The following is a 17,972-nucleotide window of genomic DNA, read 5'->3' as shown; positions in this document are numbered from 1 at the left end:
TGATCGCAATTAATTGAGCGCCACTAACGCAGATTCTCTTGCCTGCGGCATCCCCTTTGTTAAGAGGAACTGAGAGAACTTAGTTTTATACAAGGATCTGCTACTTTCATACTTTCAATTGGTATTAAAACTCAAAACTCAAAACTTTCCCTATCCCTCGCTCCCCTTGCCCCTTCACCATCTCATCTTCCTACTCTCCACTCCCTACACAGTTGCCGCAACATACCTACCAAAACTCTCTACACTAGAGATTGGACGATGACGCAAGGAGAATTGCATGACAGAGCCACTGTCCGCTCGTGAATTATTCCGGGCTGCTTACGAAAACCGCTACACCTGGGACTCTAACTTCCCCGGCTACAGCACCGACATCACGGTCAAGCAAGGCGATCGGCTTTACACTGGCAAAGCCCGCATCAACCACGATCTCACCTATGACATCACCGATGTCTCTGATGAGCAAGCCCAAGATTTAATCAAAGGTCAAGTCTGGGAAATCGCCGTTCATCGCGTCCGCAAGCCGTTTGAAGAAACTCACGGCAAGAATATCTTTGAACTCGGCGAAACCGATGAAACAGGAGCCGTCGCTATTGCCGTCAGCGGCAAGGCAATGGGCGATGGCTACAAAGTGCGCGACAACGTTGTTTCCCTCGTGCATCGCCACATTCATGGTGTTGTCGTCACTATCAATACCTTCAGCACGATCGACACTGGCGAAGGCTATCTTGCAGAACGCTATGATTCTGTCTACCGCGATGCCAGCACAGGTGAACTCAAAGGCTCCAGCCAATCTGAAGACACCTACGAAAAAATTGGTGGCTACTACATCATCACGCGCCGTGTCATCACAGAAGACAAACAAGGGGAAACCGTTATGACTGAGTATGGCTTCTCCAACATCAAGCTGTTAACGCCAGTAGCAGTCTAAAGAGGCAAGGGACATAGAAGAGACAGAGGAGGCAGGGGCGCAGAGGGAGAAAGAGTTCGGGATTCTTTCTAATGACTTGAGCTGAGTCTCCGTGTTCTATCTCCCATTGCCTCCCTTTCTCCCCTTGCTCTCCCTGCTGCCTTTCTTTCCGCTACGATCGAGATCAAACCACAACCAACACGTCATAGGTGAATCATGGCTGAAACATTAGAACTAACTCCAGTCAACGTCGAAACCGTACTGGATGAAATGCGCCCCTACCTGATGGCAGACGGCGGCAACGTTGAACTGGTCGAAATTGACGGACCGATCGTCAAACTGCGGCTGCAAGGTGCGTGCGGCTCCTGCCCCAGTTCCGCTATGACCTTGAGAATGGGCATTGAGCGTCGTTTGCGCGAATTTATTCCTGAAATCGCTGAAGTTGAACAAGTGTTCTAGAAAGGCTGAGGGATGTAGCTTGCTTCCGCTCTGCGGTGGGCTAAGGGCTGAGTTGATACTGCTCCTTCATCCCTCATACTTCATCCTTTATCCCTTCCCTCTATGCCCCATCCCCTTTACGTTGCTTTTATCTGGCATCAGCATCAGCCGCTCTACAAAAGTCGGGTCGATCGCCCAACACTTCTAGCTGGACAGTACCGCTTGCCTTGGGTGCGACTACATGGCACAAAAGACTACCTTGATCTGGTGCTGCTGCTGGAGGAATACCCCAAGCTGCATCAAACGGTGAATCTTGTCCCTTCACTGCTGCTGCAAATTGAGGATTATGTAGCGGGAACGGCGTTCGATCCCTATCTAACAGCGGCACTGCTGCCCACAGAGCAATTGAAGCCAGAGCAAAAAGCCTTTGTGGTGGAGCATTTTTTTGACGGTAACCACCATACGTTGATTGATCCCCATCCTCGCTATGCCGAGCTTTACTACCAGCGGCAGGATAAAGGACGCGATTGGTGCTTAGAAAACTGGAATCTACAAGACTTCAGTGACTTGCTGGCGTGGCATAATCTTGCCTGGATTGACCCGCTCTTTTGGGGTGATCCAGAGATTGCTCAGTGGTTAGAGCAGGGCAAGGGCTTTACATTGGGCGATCGCCAGCGCATTTACTCCAAACAGCGTGAGATTCTCAGCCGCATTGTGCCTCAACACCGCAAAATGCAGGATGCTGGGCAGCTAGAGGTGATCACGTCGCCCTACACCCATCCCATTTTGCCCCTGCTGGCAGATACCGATGCGGGGCGGGTAGCAGTCCCTAATATGATGTTGCCCACACAGCGCTTTCAGTGGGCAGACGATATGCCCCGTCACCTCAAGAAAGCCTGGACAATGTACGAGGAGCGGTTTGGTCGCTCGCCCCGTGGCTTGTGGCCCTCAGAACAATCGGTCAGCCCTGCGGTTTTAGCCCCGATCGCCAAAGAAGGCTTCCAATGGATCTGTTCGGATGAAGCGGTGCTGGGCTGGAGCATCAAGCATTTCTTCCACCGCGATGCGTCAGGCAATGTTTCTGAACCCGATTTGCTGTATCGCCCCTATCGGCTAGAGACGACCGATGGCGATCTCGCGATCGTCTTTCGAGATCACCGTCTGTCTGACCTGATCGGCTTCACCTACAGCGCTATGGAACCCAAGCAGGCAGCTAGCGATCTGGTGGGACATCTGGAGGCGATCGGGCGATCGCTTAAAACGCAGCAGCCCAGTGATAGCACAGCGCTCGAAGAACCTCGGCTAGTGACGATCGCCCTCGATGGCGAAAACTGCTGGGAGTATTACCCCCAAGACGGCATTCCCTTTTTGCGATCGCTCTACGAAACCCTTAGCCATTCGTCCGACATTCAGCTTGTCACTGTTTCCGAATTTCTCGACCAGTTTCCACCCACCGAAACCATTCCCGCCGACCAGTTGCACAGCGGTTCATGGGTAGACGGCAACTTCACCACCTGGATTGGCGACCCTGCCAAAAATTGCGCCTGGGACTTGCTGACCGAAGCCCGGCAGGTTTTGGCAAGTCATCCCGAAGCCACAGAAGAAGCAAACCCAGCCGTGTGGGAAGCGCTTTATGCAGCAGAAGGTTCCGACTGGTTCTGGTGGTTTGGCGAAGGACATTCCTCCAACCAGGATGCCATTTTCGATCAGCTTTTTCGGGAGCATCTTGCTGCTATCTATCAAGCGTTGAATGAACCCATTCCTGCTAACGTGCGCCGTCCGGTAGAGTCACATACAGAAGGGGGCGATCGTGCCCCTCAAAGCTTCATCCATCCGTTTATTGATGGGCGCGGTGATGAACAAGATTGGGATAAAGCCGGTCGGATTGAAATTGGCGGCGCACGGGGCACTATGCATCGCAGTAGCGCCATTCAACGGCTCTGGTATGGCGTAGACCACTTGAACTTTTACCTGCGGCTAGACTTCAAAGCAGGGGCAGAACCGGGAAGCGATTATCCACCCGAACTAAATTTACTCTGGTTTTACCCCAATGAAACCATGCATAACAGCCCTGCGCCTTTTGTAGACTTACCCGATGAAGCGCCCCTAAACTATCTGTTTCATCATCATTTGGGCATTAACCTACTCACTCAAACACTCTGGTTTCAAGAAGCTGAAGAAGATTGCCGTTGGCAGTCACGCATGACCCGCGCCCGGATCGGCTTTGATACGTGTCTGGAGTTGGCAATTCCCTGGGCAGATTTGCACATTCAACCCGATTGGTCGCTACAACTGGTTGTGGTCTTGTCAGACAGTGGACGTTATCGAAGCTACCTGCCGGAGAATGCACTCTTACCGATCGGTGTACCGTAAGAGCCAAGCTGTACGTGTAAACCACTCAAGTGGATTAATTTGGTCGATCGCCGCAGAACTCACGACACCGCAATTTTATGTTCTCAAAAGCTCTAGCGCGATCGCCTGCGCTTGTGGCATTTGCCCGTAAGTAAACACGTAGGGAATTTCAGGGGCTAACGTTGGCAAAAACTGATCGAGCACATAAGGGCTGCCATAGATGACTAACGCGAGCAGTTGCTCAGACTCAACTAGAAAGTGAAACCAGTCGGTAGCAGTTTGAGTCAACCCAGCGCTGCCGCGAAACGGATTACCGCGGATAAAAAGCTGTAGTAAGGTAGGCTGCCAGATTTTTGTATCAGCGTCTAGCGCGATCGCGGGCGTATGGCGATCGATCACTTGAAGTTTATAACCAAGGGATTGCGGCAGGGCGATCGCGGGGGTCTGCTGCCCTAGCACCTTACATGCCAACGCATCATCAACTACAATGAGATTGCGGCGATCTTGCGACCAGCGTGGGCGATCGATCCGGGAATCAACCGGACAATGCACCCGCATCGAATCTTGCAGAATGTTGGTAACGGTTGCCTGCGCTTGTGGCTGCGCTAATAGAGACACAACGGTTTGCGCTTCAACACCAGTAGGAGTCTGCGTTTCCCAAGCATGAGATGTGTCACCACCAACGGCACCACAGACTTTCTGCTTGGCTTGCCAGAGACGTTCAACCGAAGCCTGAATGCGTTCTGCGGGAATGCGTCCCGTTTCTACGGCTTCACAAACTGCCTGAATCGCACCTTCAGGATCAAGCGGCATTAAAAGCACATCTGCCCCTGCTTCCACTGCCAGCACAGCAGCTTCGTTGGCACCATAGCGGTTCGCAATGGCTCCCATAACCAGTGCATCGGTAACGATCAAGCCGTCAAAGCCCAACGACTGCCTCAATGCCTGGGTCAAAATGCGGTGAGAAAGGGTGGCTGGAAAATCCGGGTCAAGGGCAGGGATTTGGAGGTGAGCGCTCATAACCGCATCAACCCCCGCCGCGATCGCGGCTTTGAACGGCAGTATTTCTACTTCAGTGAGACGTTCGACCGAGTGATTCAGGACGGGTAACTCGAAATGAGAATCAACGGCTGTATCGCCGTGACCCGGAAAATGCTTGGCAGCCGTCAACACGGGATGCTGTTGCGCTCCCCGCAGAAACGCTGTAGTGAGTTGGCTCACGATCGCTGACGTTTCACCAAACGCCCGCACATTGATTACCGGATTGGCAGGATTGTTATTAACATCGACAGTCGGAGCCAGCACCCAATTTAGCCCGAGCGCCCGTGCTTCTTGGGCAGTCGTGGCTCCCAGTTGCTCGGCATAGTACTCAGCGCGATCGGGAAACTGTTGTACAACTGCCGCCAACGCCATCGGCGGCGGGAACCATGTCGCACCAGAAAAGCGCTGCCCCACACCTTCTTCGACATCCGCTGCCATTAGTAACGGAATGCCTGCCCATGCTTGAAGCTGCTGCGTGCGTAACGCAAGTTCTCCTGCACTACCACCCAGGAAAATCACTCCGCCGACCCCTAAGTCTCGAATCCAGTGCTGTAGTATCTCTGCAGTCGGCTCCCAAAGCGGATACTGAATCTGATGGTCAAACAGGTAGCCTGATGCCCGTACCACCACCATTTGAGCCACCTGCTCGGTTAGCGAAAGTGTTTCGATGCTGGGAAGAAGGGGCTGCATAGGAAGAGGTGGGGGGTGAGGGAAGCAAGGATGAAGCTAAAGAAGGAATGATAAGAACTAAAGGCTTTGAGTTTTCTGCCTGCTTTCTGCTTCCCCTGCCTCCCTTCCTTCCCCTACCTTTTGCCTTCTGCCTTTTGCCTTTTGCCTTCTACCTTCCACCGTTACTCCTCTTCCACAAGGTCGGATGGTGCTGATCGCTCCCGTTCCTGACTCAGACGATTGAGTAACGACAGCACTTTGTCACCACGCTCCAGGGAGGCGTCTTCTAGAAACAGCACTTCGGGGGTGCGACGTAGGCGAATGCGTTGACCCAGCTCACTACGAACGAAGCCAGTAGCAGATTTTAGCCCTGCCATTGTTTCAGCTTTGGCTTCGCTGGTGCCATAGATGCTGACAAAGATTTTGGCGTGCTGCAAGTCTCCAGCAACCTGAACATCCGTCACGCTGACGATACCGGCACCCACGCGATCGTCCTTAATGCCAGAGAGCAACATCTGGCTGACCTCGCGCTTAATCAGCTCGGCAACGCGCTCAATCCGACGACTCGTAGCCATAACAAACCTACCTTTTAATGTGTACGTTACTGCTTGGAGTCGCTGTTGCGTCGTCCTTACAGCCGTGAGAATGCTTAAGTCAGCCCAACGCCCAACATGGCACGCAGCGTAAAGCCAAGGAAGACAAAGGCTGCAATAAAGGTGCCAATTAGGGCGATCGCAGTCACTGGGTTCTTAAGCAGCGGTGCGAGGGGCTTCAGTGCGTTCAGAAAGACACCCAAAATTATACCAGTGAGAAAAATCGGGTACTTAGAGACGGTGTTCCAGAAATTTTGCATAAGCTTTGATGAGAATGGCGCAGTCGTGCGTCAAGTCAGGTCGTGAAGAGCATTATTGTTTCATTTTACTGGACTTTCGCTAAAGCACTCCACGCTGAAGTGAATCAAGCGACCCTTAGTAGGGTGAGGAGTGAGGGGTGAGAAAGTGGAAGGGTGAAAAGGTGAGGGCGTGGAAGAGTGAGAAAGTGAAAGGATCAGAAGGGGAAAGGGTAGGTTTTGCATTCAAAGTGTTGCTCCTAATCACTGACCGCTGATAGCTGACTGCTAACCGCTGAAAACTTGCTTCCACATTGAAAAACGCCTCTATGATAGTTGAATGCAAACTCGACTCCCGCCACGACTGCATCCCCGCCCGTTTTTAAAGTGGGCTGGTGGCAAAGGGCAACTCATTCAACAATACAGCGCACATTTTCCTAAACGGTTTTCAACGTACTACGAGCCGTTTCTGGGTGGTGGTGCGGTTTTTTTTCATCTGTTGCCTGATCGATCGCACCTGATGGACATTAACCCTGAATTGGTGAATGTTTACATATGCGTTAGAGACCAGGTTGAAGCGTTAATTGCTTGCTTAAAAGTGCATCGCGATCGTCATTGTGCGGACTATTACTATCAGGTACGTGCCAGTGTGGGTGGTTCGCCACTGGAGCGTGCAGCACGTCTAATTTATTTGAATAAAACGTGCTTTAACGGTCTTTACCGAGAGAATTCTAAAGGGCTTTTCAATGTGCCGATCGGCAGCTACAAAAAGCCAACCATTTGTGATGATGAGCTGCTGTATGCCACTTCAGCCGCACTGCGATCAACGCACATTGAGTCAGGTTGCTTTGAAGCCGTCTTGCATCATGCCACTAGCAGCCATGATTTTGTTTACCTCGACCCGCCGTATCATCCCCTTAGTGCGACTAGCAAGTTCACATCTTACAATCGCTATGCGTTTACAGAAGCAGACCAAATTCGACTGCGAGACACGGTTGTCACGCTGGCAAATCGTGGCGTAAAGGTAATGCTTTCAAATTCGGATTGTCCGTTTATTCGTGAACTCTATCAAGATTTCACAACGCATACGATCGTTGCTTCTAGAGCAATCAATTCCAACGCTGAAAAACGAGGCAAGATTACTGAAGTTTTAGTGACATCTTATTAGCTAAATCTTATTAGGCAAATCGCTTCATTGAATACAGGCTAGCTGGGTGTAAACGTCAGCGATCGCTCGGCGGTTGTTAAATCACTTTCGTTTACGTCTAGCCGTAAGGCTCTGCCCGTCGGACCGACAATCAATCGAGGCAAGGTTTTGTGATCCACAACCTGCATAGTAGTCATGTTGTAAGTGGTGTAGCGGGTTGCATCCGCATCCAAATCAACATCAATGACCGTCAGTGTTTTAAAGGGTTGCAGGCGGCTATTAAGCAGTGGGCGTGGACCGGAGCCTAACGCGCTGGTGTGAAGCAATTCGAGCTTGCCGCTATGAGCGGGATAGTAAGCGTGATCATGTCCGCTGATATAGGTATGAACGCGATATTTTTCGAGCAATGCTCGCAGCTTATCAGCAGGAGCAAGAATTTCGCCGAGTTCATCACGTCCTACAGCTACGGCGTAGAGAGGCAAATGCCCGATCACCATCCGCATTTTGGCAGACTGCGCTGTGGCACTCGCCAAACTTTTTTCTGCCCAGGCTATTTGTTCTGGCGGCATTTGTGAGGTAGAAGCATCCCAGACCAGATAGAAAATATCTTTATGCTGAAAGGTGTAGTAGAACGGAAAGCCTGCGCGATCGACAAACTGGAGATTGGGGTTATGTGCAGGCGCATTCCAGTAAGCTGCCGCCGCCTCACGCTCGCGGCTAAACAAAAACTTGCCGCCGACCGACAGCGCCCCTGATGCATCGTGATTGCCGATCGTAAAGCCAAAGGGTAAACCCGTTTTACGAAGCGGTGCGCCAACGTGACGGTCGAACCCATTCCACATTGCCTGAATTTCTGCGGGGCTAAGGGAGGGCGCTTGACCCGCAACCATATCGCCACCACTCAGCACAACATCTGGTTCCCAGCCAGGGATAAGGGCGATCGCTTTGTGTACTTCCGCTTCATAGGTTGTGGAGCCATAAGCGCTGTTCAAGTCACTGATGACCGCAATCCGTACATCTCCGCGTACTGGGGCAAACAACCCTTTCGGCGCGATCGCAGTTTTGGCAGCGGCGATCGTTTGCCCAGTTGGTGTAGTCGTAGGCGATGGCGCAGTCGTAGCCGCAAGAGACGGAGGACGACTGACTGCACCACTCGTCAAAGCCCTGTGCGCTAACGTTGCAACACCGACCCCACCGAGCAATCCACCCAAAACCAAAAATTGACGACGATTGAGACTCATAAAGGCTTTGGCAAGAACTAGAGGCTAGGGATAAAGACAAAAGGATCAAAGCTGGAGACGAAAGGCTGATCGCTAACTGCTAAGATTAACTCTGCTAAGGTAGCACCCGTAAGAATTTACCGCGTTTGAGTCTCTTTGTGCTGCCTGGGGAAGAAATTGTATGTCACAGGATCAGCCCGAATTGTCATCCAGCCAGCCTGAGCCAGCAGACGGCTCTGAGCGACTAGACGAATCTGAGCCGCTACTAGGATCGGAGTCACTGGACGGCTCTGAGCAATCAGAAATACCTGAGTTATCAGAAGCAACGATCGACCCCCAGCCAGACTTGCAACAGACGGAACCATTGGTAGAGCCAGAGCAGCCGACTGTTCTAAGAGAGGACGTTGCACGTCCCGTCGGTCGATCGCGCTCAACTGCCGCTAGAAGAACGCCGACTGAAAAGGACGAAATTTTACCGGAAACGCTGGTACGGCTTTTGGGTGAGGCAGTTGTAGCCACGCTACCGCTACTTAAGCAACAGAGCATTAAGACACTCCGTGGCACAATCGACCTTTTAGAAACAGCCGTTGAGAGACTGGAAGCAGAACCCACGCCACCCCAAAGAAAGGCACCAGCGCCAGCGATATCTGAGAACGTTTTGCCCCCGTCCTCAAAGCCAAACACTGGCAGACTGGCACCAACTCTCTCGACTCGTGCACTGCGGGAGAAGTTCCAAACCGTTTGGCAACCGCTTTGGCGATCGTGGCGTAGCCTTCTGCGACCACTTCGTAAGCGCCTGCCTACCTCGATCAACCGCAAGTTTTCTGATCCAGCGCTGACTGCCACGCTCGCAGGGTTAACTGCGATCGTCGTATGGGCAACAGGTACGCTTTTCGATCGCCCGCAGCCTACAGTCGTTTCCACACCTTCTACACCATCGCCTGTTGTAGCGGTTTCGCCATCGCCTATACCTACACCCATTCCTTCTCCTACACCAATTCCACCAGTGGTTCAGGCACCAGAAGCACCTAAGCCGATCGAAATCAGTCCTGCACCCAGCAAACCATCCCCGCCACTGCCACCACTCAAATTAACGCCAGAACAAGCGCTAATCGCCCGGATTCAGGATCAGGTTGCTGCCATCAGCAATCGGTATGCCAGTGGCTTGGTGCAATCTGTCCAGGCAAACTTTCGCGGCAGCCGCCTGATTGTCAACATCAGCGATGACTGGTACGGCTTGAGCCAAGCGCAGCAAGACAAATTAGCAAGCGAACTGCTGCGTCGATCGCAAGACTTAGACTTCCTTAAACTGGAGATGGTAGATGGAGCGGGGACGCTGCTTGCCCGCAGTCCAATCGTGGGTGCCGAAATGATTCTCTTTAAACGCACCAACAACGCGACAGAAGCAGCTTAAGACAGCGGTTTTTTCAGCCAGTATTGTGTTTGTCCCGGTGGATAGTCATCCCATTGCGCTACAACCTGATAGCCCAACTTTTCATAAAAACCCCTTGCCTGAAAGCTAAATGTCCCTAGTCTGGCAAACACGCAGCCTCGTTTTTTTGCTTCCTGCTCTGCCAATTCGATGAGCTGTCGTCCATAGCCCTGGTAGCGGTGCGCTTCATGCACCCACAAAAAATCAATTAAAAGCCAGTTCCAGCAGGATGTTGAACCTATCAATCCGCCCAAGATCGTCTGTTGCTCATCTAGCAGCAAAATTTCTAGCGGTTTTTGCGTTTGACGTGCGGCGGCTGTAAAAAAGGGCTCAACTTCAGCACAGCTTTCGCTAAATTGATCCAGCTTTGCATTGATGTAGCGTCGATAGGACTGGTCTTCTGTCTCAAAGAGTGCAAAACGGTAGCGTAACGAATCGGCGCGATCGCCCTCCGCTACCGCTTTCTTCGCCAAAACTTCTGCCAAAACCTGACCAGCGTTAACACCAATTTGAATCGCTGTCTTGTAAGCCTTAACCTGAAGGTCTACGCCGGTAATCGCCGTACCAACAACAACAGCATAGGCACCAAAATCCATTGCCTGCCGTGCCATCTGAGGTGAGGCGATGCCGCCTTCACAGATGATCGGTACGTCGATCGCGCTAATCATCTGCGTTAGCAGTTCAAAACCAGGAGGCGTTTGGTGTTGTGTGGCAGCCGTATAGCCGTACAGGGTTGTACCAACGATGTCGGCTCCAGCCTGAGCCGCTGCGATCGCCGCTTCTAACGTATCCACATCTGCCATCACGGGTTTGCCCAACTCATGATGAATGCGGGCAATCAGTGATGCAACCGTTTCGCCATCTGGACGATCGCGCAGCGTTGCATCGATTGCAATAATGTCTGCACCAGCCTGAGCGATCGCCTGAGCCTGCACAAACTGCGGCGTAATGTAGACATCAAAGCCGGGTATTTGCTGCTTCCATAGACCAATGATGGGCGCATCAATTTGACGGCGGACTGCCTGCACATGAGTCGGAGTATCAAGCCGCACGCCAACGGCTCCCTGATTGATTGCCGCCTGTGCCATAGCTGCAATGACTGCTGGATGATGCATTGGCGACTCGGCTGGAGCCTGGCAGGACACAATCAGATCCTTTTGAAGGCGTTGCACTAGCGTTAAAGCACTGTCTGACCAAGAGAGCATAGACGTAGTTAGCTGCTAGTTACCAATCTGCAATCTTCTCTAATAACTAACCAACAACGCTCCCCTTAGCCTTGCAAAACGCCATCTTCCAAAGAAGCAATTCGATCAGCAACATCCATTAAGCGGGCGTCATGAGTGACAATGAGTACCGTGCGATCGCTCTCTTTTGCAAGTTGTCGCAGCAGTTCAATGACATCATGCCCGCTATGAGAATCAAGCGCAGCCGTTGGCTCGTCTGCCATGATAATTTGGGGATCACCAGCCAGGGCACGAGCGATTGCCACTCGTTGCTTTTGCCCACCTGACAAATCGCGTGGCAGATGGTTTGTGCGATCGCACAGCTTCACCTGTTCTAGCAATGCCTGTGCCATTTGACGGCGCTTGGCAGAACCACGAACGCCTTTTACCTTTAGCGCCACTTCAACGTTTTCAGAAGCAGTCAGAGCCGGAAATAAGTTAAAGCCCTGAAAGATAAAGCCAATGTTTTGCAGACGGAAGTGCGCCAGATCCGATCGCGACATCTGAGTAATCTCCTGCCCAAGCAGTTGGACGCTACCGGCTGTGGGCGTAAGAATGCCAGCCAGGATGGACAGCAGCGTCGTCTTACCAGAACCAGATGGTCCCATCAGTAGCTGAATATCGCCCCGTTCGATCGTTAGATCGACCCCATTTAACACCTGATAGACATGAGAGCCAGTATGGTAAACCATTTCCACACCCTTCGCTACCACAGCCTGCTCCTGAAACCGTTCCACAATAATCGGGGGAGATGCAGCCCGCTCACGAGCGTTGATAAAATCAGTAAATTTAACTTGAGAAGCAGTCATTGTTTAGAGTTGTGAAAGGCATGGATTAGCTAATAAAAGTGAGGAGCTAAAGGAGAACCAAGCGAAAATCTAAGGGCACGCCATCACGGTCAACGTTAGCTTCATAGCACCAAACCCCTTTCCCGAACGTCAGTTTAATAATTTGCCTACATAGTGTAATACACAGTGTAACGAACTCAAGCTACGGCTCGCATCGCCTAATACGGTATGCCTTAAGACGTAGCTACACTTTAACTAGAAGCAGCGCTTTGAATCTAGTCTAAGCCTTGAACACGATCGCAGGATCGACTCTCGTTACTTTTTGAATCGCAAACATTGCCGACCCAACGCACATTACGACTGTAATACAGAACACACCTGCAGCTGTAACAGGGCTAATCAAAATCATGATCCCTTTGGCTGCCATCGTCCAGGTGCCCAAACCGATGCACAGTGCCATGCTTGGCAAATAGCCCAACACAGCCATCCATAATGCCTGTTCGGTAATCACCCGATAGATAATCCAGTCGGATGCGCCCATCGCTTTGAGCGTGCCGTACTCTTTAATGTGGTCTGCCACTGAAGAGTAAAGAATTTGACTCACGACTACCATGCCAACAACGAAGCCAACCGTTGCACCCAAGCCTAAGATAAAACCAACGCCAGTCCGCTTTTCCCAATAGTCGCGGGTTTGCTGCGCCATTTCTGCTTTAGTAAGGGTGCGGATACCGGGTAACGCTGCATCCAACCGCTGCCGTAGTGCCTGCGCATCCTGATCTGGCTCTGCCTTAACCAGAATGAAAGTAATTGAGTCAGACAATGAGAGCTTACGGGGTGCTGGTGGCGGGTTTTTGGACGATCGCGCTGGAGCCGCTTCGACATTATTCAGTACCTCCACTTCGCCATTTTGAATGCGGATATTTGCGGTTGACCTCAGACCGGACGTAGAGAAAGCATTGGCTGTTTCGAGCGACGTAAACGCAGTCGCACTCGATGCCATGGATTGGGTATCTGTTGCTAGCCCAACGACTGTAGCGGGCAAAGAGCCGATCGAGCCACCGTCACCAACCTGCTTAAGATTAAGCGCCATCAGTTGAGCTTTGTCGATCAACATCGTATAGGCCGTATTTAAGGCAGTGATGTTACCTTGAGTCAGTTTCCAGTTAGCAAATAACTGACCATTGGGGTCAAAACCATACAGACGAATGGGCGCGATCGTCCGATCAGAAGCCCGCCACAGCGCCGCTCGAATCATCAAAGCCTCGGCACGTTGCACCCCTTCGATCGATCGCACTTTTACCAGTTGCTCTAGCGGTAAGGGTGATGTTACCTCCAGATGCACCATATCTTCAGACGCAACCCACAAATCGGCACTGGACTGATCGATGAGCAAACCAGTCGATCGCGTGAAGCCATGCAAAATGCCGATCTGGATCGTGACAAGGCTAACCGCAAACATAATCCCCGCCTGGGCAACCAGGAAGCGAGGAATATCTTCAAACAAATTTTTGCGGGCAATTGATGCCATAATTCGTGCGCTTTAGAATCTGATTTGAAGCGAACTTGGCTTAGAAAGGCGCTTATGCAGTAGCTAGACCTAGCGTTGATCACGCTCGCCAGTCAGGTACCGACACAATGTTTCCATAAAAATGTTTTCATAAAATCGCTGGTGTCTGTAGGGACGCTCAGATAACATCCCTACAGACGATCCATTCTAACGGGCAGAACCGCTGGGGCTAGGTTGTAACTTCAGATACTCGGGAAGCGATTGACGCAAGCGATCGCCATAGAGCGCTAGCGCATTACCACTCAGCAACAGAGCCAGATAGTCGCGATCGTAGTCTGAACTGGTCGCTGCATCTTTAACACAATCCTTCAGCACACCATCCCAGTGCCCATAATCGCCAGAGAAACAGGTCAGGTGCTTGCCCGCTTCACCTAAACCGATCGGCAGGTAGGAGGGACCTGGATCATCCGACTCAAAGGACGTAAAGATCTGACCCCGCTCAAAATAATCCATTGGATCACGGTGGCGCAAGTCGTAATGTTCATACAGACTCGCATCGTCAATTTTGGTCGGGTCGTTTTCCTTTGTCCACATCAAGTCAAAGATGCTTTTCGCCTGACTGATGATGTTGGTGTTGTTGTGGGTGCCGCGCTCCTGAATCATCAGCTTGGTGAAATCCATCAGCGACGGACGATAGGGATGTTTGGGATCGAAGTCACGAATACGTTTTTCCCAATGTTCGTGCATGGCGTGAGCAAGGTCAGGCACCCAGCCACAGCCACCTTCTAAAAAGCCAACGCGCAGGGTTGGAAACTGCTCAAACGCGCCATCAAACACCATGCGAGTCATCGCGTGCTGCTGCTGGTTGCGCTGCACAAAAATGTGGTTCAGCACAAACGTTTCCATGTGGTCAGAAATACCGCCCATCATGTACGAGCCAGGTCCGCCGTGGATGCCCAGTGCGATGTTCAAATCAACGGCAGCTTGCAGAATGGGACGGAAATCGGGATGGCTAATGGCTTTGCCGGTACGGATTTCGGGGAAGGCATCGGGTGCTTTGGGATGGGGAATCGGCATATTGGGTGCCACTGCCACACCAATCAATCCCAGTTCGTTCACACAGCGATACATTTCGGCAACGGCAGCATCCACATCCTGTAGAGGGAGTACACCAATCGCCTTTAGCCGATTATCGTAACCCCGGCAATCTTCGGCAATATAGCTGTTGTATGCCTTACAGAGGGCGATCGCTAAATCCTTATCTAATAAGCTGGAGAAAATCAGGTTTAAGGTGCCATAAATGACCTGCACATCAACCCCTTCCTGATCCATATGCTGAAGACGCACTTTGTTGAACATTGCGCCCAAGGTTGTGTCGGGATGAAGATTGCGGAAGCCGCCTTTGCCCAAGCCCTGTGGCTGAGGAAACATTCGAAGGTAGTCAGCCTTGCCAGTAGCAGGATTGGCATCAATTACTTTCGCTCGTTGGTCGCCCAAGCTATCGACAACCAAGCCGATGCGATCGCGGTACTCTGGCTCAATGTAGTCTCGCAGCACTAGAGGATTCTCTAGCTTGTGAGCGTCAGCATCAATGACCGGTAGACCTTCGTACATTCGTTTCTCCTTAAAACTTAGGGGGAAAGAGGTTATCAGAAGAGAGGATAGAGTTTGAGGCTGTATCGTTTGAGCTAAATCACGCCAGCGATGCTGCTTACAGCAAACTGTTCCATGCAAACAGTTAATCGAAATCATCTGCACACATGGTTACGCTTTCGAGAAAAGCAGTGTAAAAAGGCTTAGAAGAGAGCAAAAGCAGAGCCTAGCACTCAACCCAGCGGTCTGACTTGAGCAACCGGCCTTGCAGCCGCATCCTCTAAATTGCGTCTGGCTTTACATTCAGCCGTCTAGCTAACTTGATTTCTCAATGTCAGTCGTGCGACTGAAATAGGCTAGAACTTGACGTAGCCCAAACCAGCGCTCAAAAGACCATGACATTGCTACCAGGATCGTGATGCCGGGATATTTAACGAACGCTGGTTCATTTTTCTCAAAGACAGCGTGCCCACCCAGCGCAAAAACCTGGGTCAGCACCAGGCAAAGCAGCGTGATCCGCCAGTCCAAAAAGAGATAAACGATCGCAGCGATCGCCAAAGCATTCGTGAGATGGTGCAATGCCTGGTTAATGGGATTTTGATGACTTGCAATAAAGTGCGCTTTTGCAGCCTGGAAGTAGCTCAAGGCATAGCCTCCGAAGTGTTTAGTCAGGGTTCTGGCACGATACCACAGACAAATCATGCACGCGTGTGAGCGATCAAAAGTCTTTGGAATTGGGAGGCTACCACCAACGCAACTCGGTATAACCCAACTCTGGGCGGCTCAACTCTTCCTCAGTCAACCAATCTACCAGCTTGTAGGTGCCAAAAACGTGATCCCACCAGTCTACCGCCAACCCAAAGTTGTGATGCCACATCCCATACTTGTGATGCACATAGTGGACAGGCATCTTCATCCAAAAACACTTGTGAGGGTTTTCATGCTGAAGCTGGTGGGCGTAGGAAGAGAAGGCTGCAAAGGCAAGCCCACCCAAAAACCAACCCAGCCCTGCTTCTAGCGAAAAGAAGAACAGCAAGAGCATCACGACAAACGTGCCCTTCACGTAGTCAAAAAATTCCCACACAACGCCTTGCCCCTCATTACGACGATGATGGTCACGATGCCGCTCACCAAGCTGAAGCGGTGCGTGCATGAGGCGATGTACCCAATACTCCACTAGACTGGCGAGTACAAAGGCGATCGTGAACCAGACCAGCCCTGTCGCTACTTTCGTCAAGTCAGGCATAGATTCTCCTTCCTTACACCTACCTACCCAAAATTGAAGCGTACCGGATATTTCAAGATTTTGCTACTTGTAAAGCAGACAGCAGAACCTAAAAGGCAGCATGAATGCAAAAAATGCAAAATGCAAAACGTCTCTCACTTCTGATGCTTCACTCTTCATCCCTCTCCCCTTACCCACCCTGGGCTTTTGTAAGCAAAGGTTAAGTGCTATCATGCACTCCAAGTTGAGCATCGTTGAGCATTTAATGTATGCAACCGTAATAGTCTTGCAAGACGATCTTGTTGGCGAGGCGATCTAGCGGGAGGAGGAAGAAATGGAACTGGCTACGACCTTAAAAAGTCAGGCAGTTCGATCGGGCGTGCGCCAGGCTGGCATCAACCCCAACCATTGGTACGCTGTTGGTTGGGCAAAGCAGATCTCAGTGGGGCAAGTAATTCAGGTTGTGATCTGGCAGCAGGCGATCGCGGTTTATCGGGATGCCAACGGTACTTTGCACGCACTTGAGGATGCTTGCCCCCATAAGGGCGTAGAACTGCATCGCGGTAAAGTGCAGGGACAGCATTTGGTGTGTCGCTACCACGGTTGGGAGTTCAATGCCTCAGGTCAATGTGTTAGTATTCCCTACCTACTAGAGGGGCAAAAGCTGCCCTGCGCTCAGGCGCGAAGCTATCCAATTCAAGAAAAATATGGTTTGATCTGGGTGTTTCCGGGGGAGGCGGCGATCGCGGTAGACCATGAGCTACCTGTGATGAAAGAGTATGCCGAATCAGGATGGCTGCAAGTTCCCATTAGCGGTCATTTTCAGGCTCATTTTTCTATATGCAACGAAAACTCAATGGACGTGTTTCATGGCTTCTTACACGAGAACCTACAAGGCTGGTTTAACCCGCGTCTACTGAAGTTGAGCGAAACTGATCATGCAGTCCAGGCAGAATATCAGGTATCTTACAAAGGTCGTATGGCAAAGTTCTTAGGCTTAAGTGAACGGGCTGACCAAGTGACCACCTTGCCGATTACAGTAGAGTATCGCTATCCTCATTACCAAAGCAACTTGCAGGGCATCTCAGCACTGTATCTCATGCGGTTGCCAGTAAGCCCGGTTGAAAGTCGCTCGTTTGCGCTCTTCTTTTTCAGAATTCGCTTACCGCAGTGGCTACTCAAAGGGCTTGAGCCGCTGCTGCAAGTATTGCTTGAGCGCTTTGTCTTGATGAAGTTTTTGTCTCAGGACATTGAAATGATGGAGAGTGAGCAGCGGCAATATTCAGCGTCTCCGCAGCGGCGTTACGTTGAGATTAACCCAGCCATTATTGCTGTTCAGCGGTTGATCGTGCGGCAGTTTGAACGCTTTACGCAAAGTTCTAGTCAAACCAACATGAATGGGCACAAAGAATTAGATTCAGTCGTCTCCCGCTCTGTAGCTGTTCCGCAGCACAGTTTTGCCCCTGATGAGCAGCGATCCGATCGCCCTGATTCTGTGTAGGCAATTGTACTCATACAGTTATATGCGCCTTAAAGTACGCTCAAAAATAACTGTCTTTGTGTCTACAACTGCAAAAGTTGGCATAATACCGTTCTATGCA

16 protein-coding genes and 1 pseudogene are annotated in these 17,972 nt (G+C 51.2%); 6 read left to right on the top strand and 11 right to left on the bottom strand.

The annotated features are described in order from the left end of the window. The first annotated feature begins 277 nt into the window (after positions 1 to 277). From H6F86_RS21445 to H6F86_RS21435, 3 genes are all read left to right on the top strand, one after another. Positions 278 to 928, top strand: a complete 651-nt coding sequence (locus tag H6F86_RS21445) for a DUF3386 domain-containing protein (RefSeq protein ID WP_190450956.1) — start codon at positions 278 to 280, stop codon at positions 926 to 928. A 195-nt stretch (positions 929 to 1,123) separates the two neighbouring features. Beyond that, positions 1,124 to 1,366 (top strand): NifU family protein, encoded by a 243-nt coding sequence (locus tag H6F86_RS21440; RefSeq protein WP_190450949.1) that lies wholly within the window; start codon positions 1,124 to 1,126, stop codon positions 1,364 to 1,366. Positions 1,367 to 1,468: 102 nt separating this feature from the next. Then, on the top strand, positions 1,469 to 3,718 hold the full coding sequence (locus H6F86_RS21435; protein ID WP_190450947.1) for a glycoside hydrolase: 2,250 nt from the start codon (positions 1,469 to 1,471) through the stop codon (positions 3,716 to 3,718). A 75-nt stretch (positions 3,719 to 3,793) separates the two neighbouring features. On the opposite strand, the gene H6F86_RS21430 is transcribed toward H6F86_RS21435, so the two are convergent. From H6F86_RS21430 to H6F86_RS21420, 3 genes are all read right to left on the bottom strand, one after another. Beyond that, positions 3,794 to 5,428: a glycoside hydrolase family 3 N-terminal domain-containing protein gene (locus H6F86_RS21430; protein ID WP_190450945.1), complete on the bottom strand. Its 1,635-nt coding sequence runs from the start codon at positions 5,426 to 5,428 to the stop codon at positions 3,794 to 3,796. Between the two features lie 161 nt (positions 5,429 to 5,589). Next, the gene (gene rbfA / locus H6F86_RS21425) at positions 5,590 to 5,982 is read right to left on the bottom strand and encodes a 30S ribosome-binding factor RbfA (protein WP_190450942.1); all 393 of its coding nucleotides are present in this window, start codon (positions 5,980 to 5,982) and stop codon (positions 5,590 to 5,592) included. Between the two features lie 74 nt (positions 5,983 to 6,056). Beyond that, positions 6,057 to 6,260 carry a DUF751 family protein gene (locus H6F86_RS21420; protein ID WP_190450941.1) on the bottom strand — a complete coding sequence of 68 codons (204 nt, stop codon included), beginning with the start codon at positions 6,258 to 6,260 and terminating at the stop codon, positions 6,057 to 6,059. 316 nt (positions 6,261 to 6,576) lie between these two features. On the opposite strand from H6F86_RS21420, the gene H6F86_RS21415 reads away from it, so the two are divergent. Further along, a complete protein-coding gene (locus H6F86_RS21415; RefSeq protein ID WP_190450939.1) occupies positions 6,577 to 7,404 on the top strand; it encodes a DNA adenine methylase in 828 nt (275 codons plus the stop codon). Positions 7,405 to 7,442: 38 nt separating this feature from the next. On the opposite strand, the gene H6F86_RS21410 is transcribed toward H6F86_RS21415, so the two are convergent. Next, the gene (locus tag H6F86_RS21410) at positions 7,443 to 8,624 is read right to left on the bottom strand and encodes a metallophosphoesterase (RefSeq protein ID WP_190450936.1); all 1,182 of its coding nucleotides are present in this window, start codon (positions 8,622 to 8,624) and stop codon (positions 7,443 to 7,445) included. 160 nt (positions 8,625 to 8,784) lie between these two features. On the opposite strand from H6F86_RS21410, the gene H6F86_RS21405 reads away from it, so the two are divergent. Then, on the top strand, positions 8,785 to 10,017 hold the full coding sequence (locus H6F86_RS21405; RefSeq protein WP_190450934.1) for a hypothetical protein: 1,233 nt from the start codon (positions 8,785 to 8,787) through the stop codon (positions 10,015 to 10,017). Here the strand turns inward: H6F86_RS21405 and H6F86_RS32920 are convergent. The 7 genes and pseudogenes from H6F86_RS32920 to H6F86_RS21375 form a co-directional block, all read right to left on the bottom strand. Continuing rightward, positions 10,014 to 10,508 (bottom strand): GNAT family N-acetyltransferase, encoded by a 495-nt coding sequence (locus H6F86_RS32920; protein ID WP_277881697.1) that lies wholly within the window; start codon positions 10,506 to 10,508, stop codon positions 10,014 to 10,016. The genes H6F86_RS21405 and H6F86_RS32920 overlap by 4 nt on opposite strands. Next, positions 10,506 to 11,240: pseudogene (locus H6F86_RS32365) on the bottom strand (N-acetylmannosamine-6-phosphate 2-epimerase); the annotation flags it as partial. The pseudogene H6F86_RS32365 and the gene H6F86_RS32920, both read right to left, overlap by 3 nt. A gap of 65 nt (positions 11,241 to 11,305) precedes the next feature. Continuing rightward, positions 11,306 to 12,067 (bottom strand): ABC transporter ATP-binding protein, encoded by a 762-nt coding sequence (locus tag H6F86_RS21395; protein WP_190450929.1) that lies wholly within the window; start codon positions 12,065 to 12,067, stop codon positions 11,306 to 11,308. Positions 12,068 to 12,326: 259 nt separating this feature from the next. Then, positions 12,327 to 13,574, bottom strand: a complete 1,248-nt coding sequence (locus H6F86_RS21390) for an FtsX-like permease family protein (protein WP_190450926.1) — start codon at positions 13,572 to 13,574, stop codon at positions 12,327 to 12,329. A gap of 186 nt (positions 13,575 to 13,760) precedes the next feature. Beyond that, the gene (locus H6F86_RS21385; protein WP_190450924.1) at positions 13,761 to 15,167 is read right to left on the bottom strand and encodes an amidohydrolase family protein; all 1,407 of its coding nucleotides are present in this window, start codon (positions 15,165 to 15,167) and stop codon (positions 13,761 to 13,763) included. Between the two features lie 294 nt (positions 15,168 to 15,461). Next, complete coding sequence (locus tag H6F86_RS21380; protein ID WP_199305396.1) at positions 15,462 to 15,848, bottom strand: Mpo1-like protein; 387 nt, start codon at positions 15,846 to 15,848, stop codon at positions 15,462 to 15,464. Between the two features lie 40 nt (positions 15,849 to 15,888). Further along, entirely contained in the window at positions 15,889 to 16,392 is a 504-nt protein-coding gene (locus tag H6F86_RS21375) for a sterol desaturase family protein (RefSeq protein ID WP_190450921.1), read from the bottom strand. A 313-nt stretch (positions 16,393 to 16,705) separates the two neighbouring features. Here H6F86_RS21375 and H6F86_RS21370 point away from each other — a divergent pair, with 313 nt between their 5' ends. Next, complete coding sequence (locus H6F86_RS21370; protein WP_190450919.1) at positions 16,706 to 17,872, top strand: aromatic ring-hydroxylating dioxygenase subunit alpha; 1,167 nt, start codon at positions 16,706 to 16,708, stop codon at positions 17,870 to 17,872. Positions 17,873 to 17,972: the final 100 nt, after the last annotated feature.

The organism is Phormidium sp. FACHB-592 (assembly GCF_014695795.1).
Lineage (GTDB): Bacteria > Cyanobacteriota > Cyanobacteriia > Leptolyngbyales > Leptolyngbyaceae > Stenomitos.
Note: the sequence above shows the minus strand (reverse complement) of the source record. Positions and strands in the feature narration are given on the sequence as shown.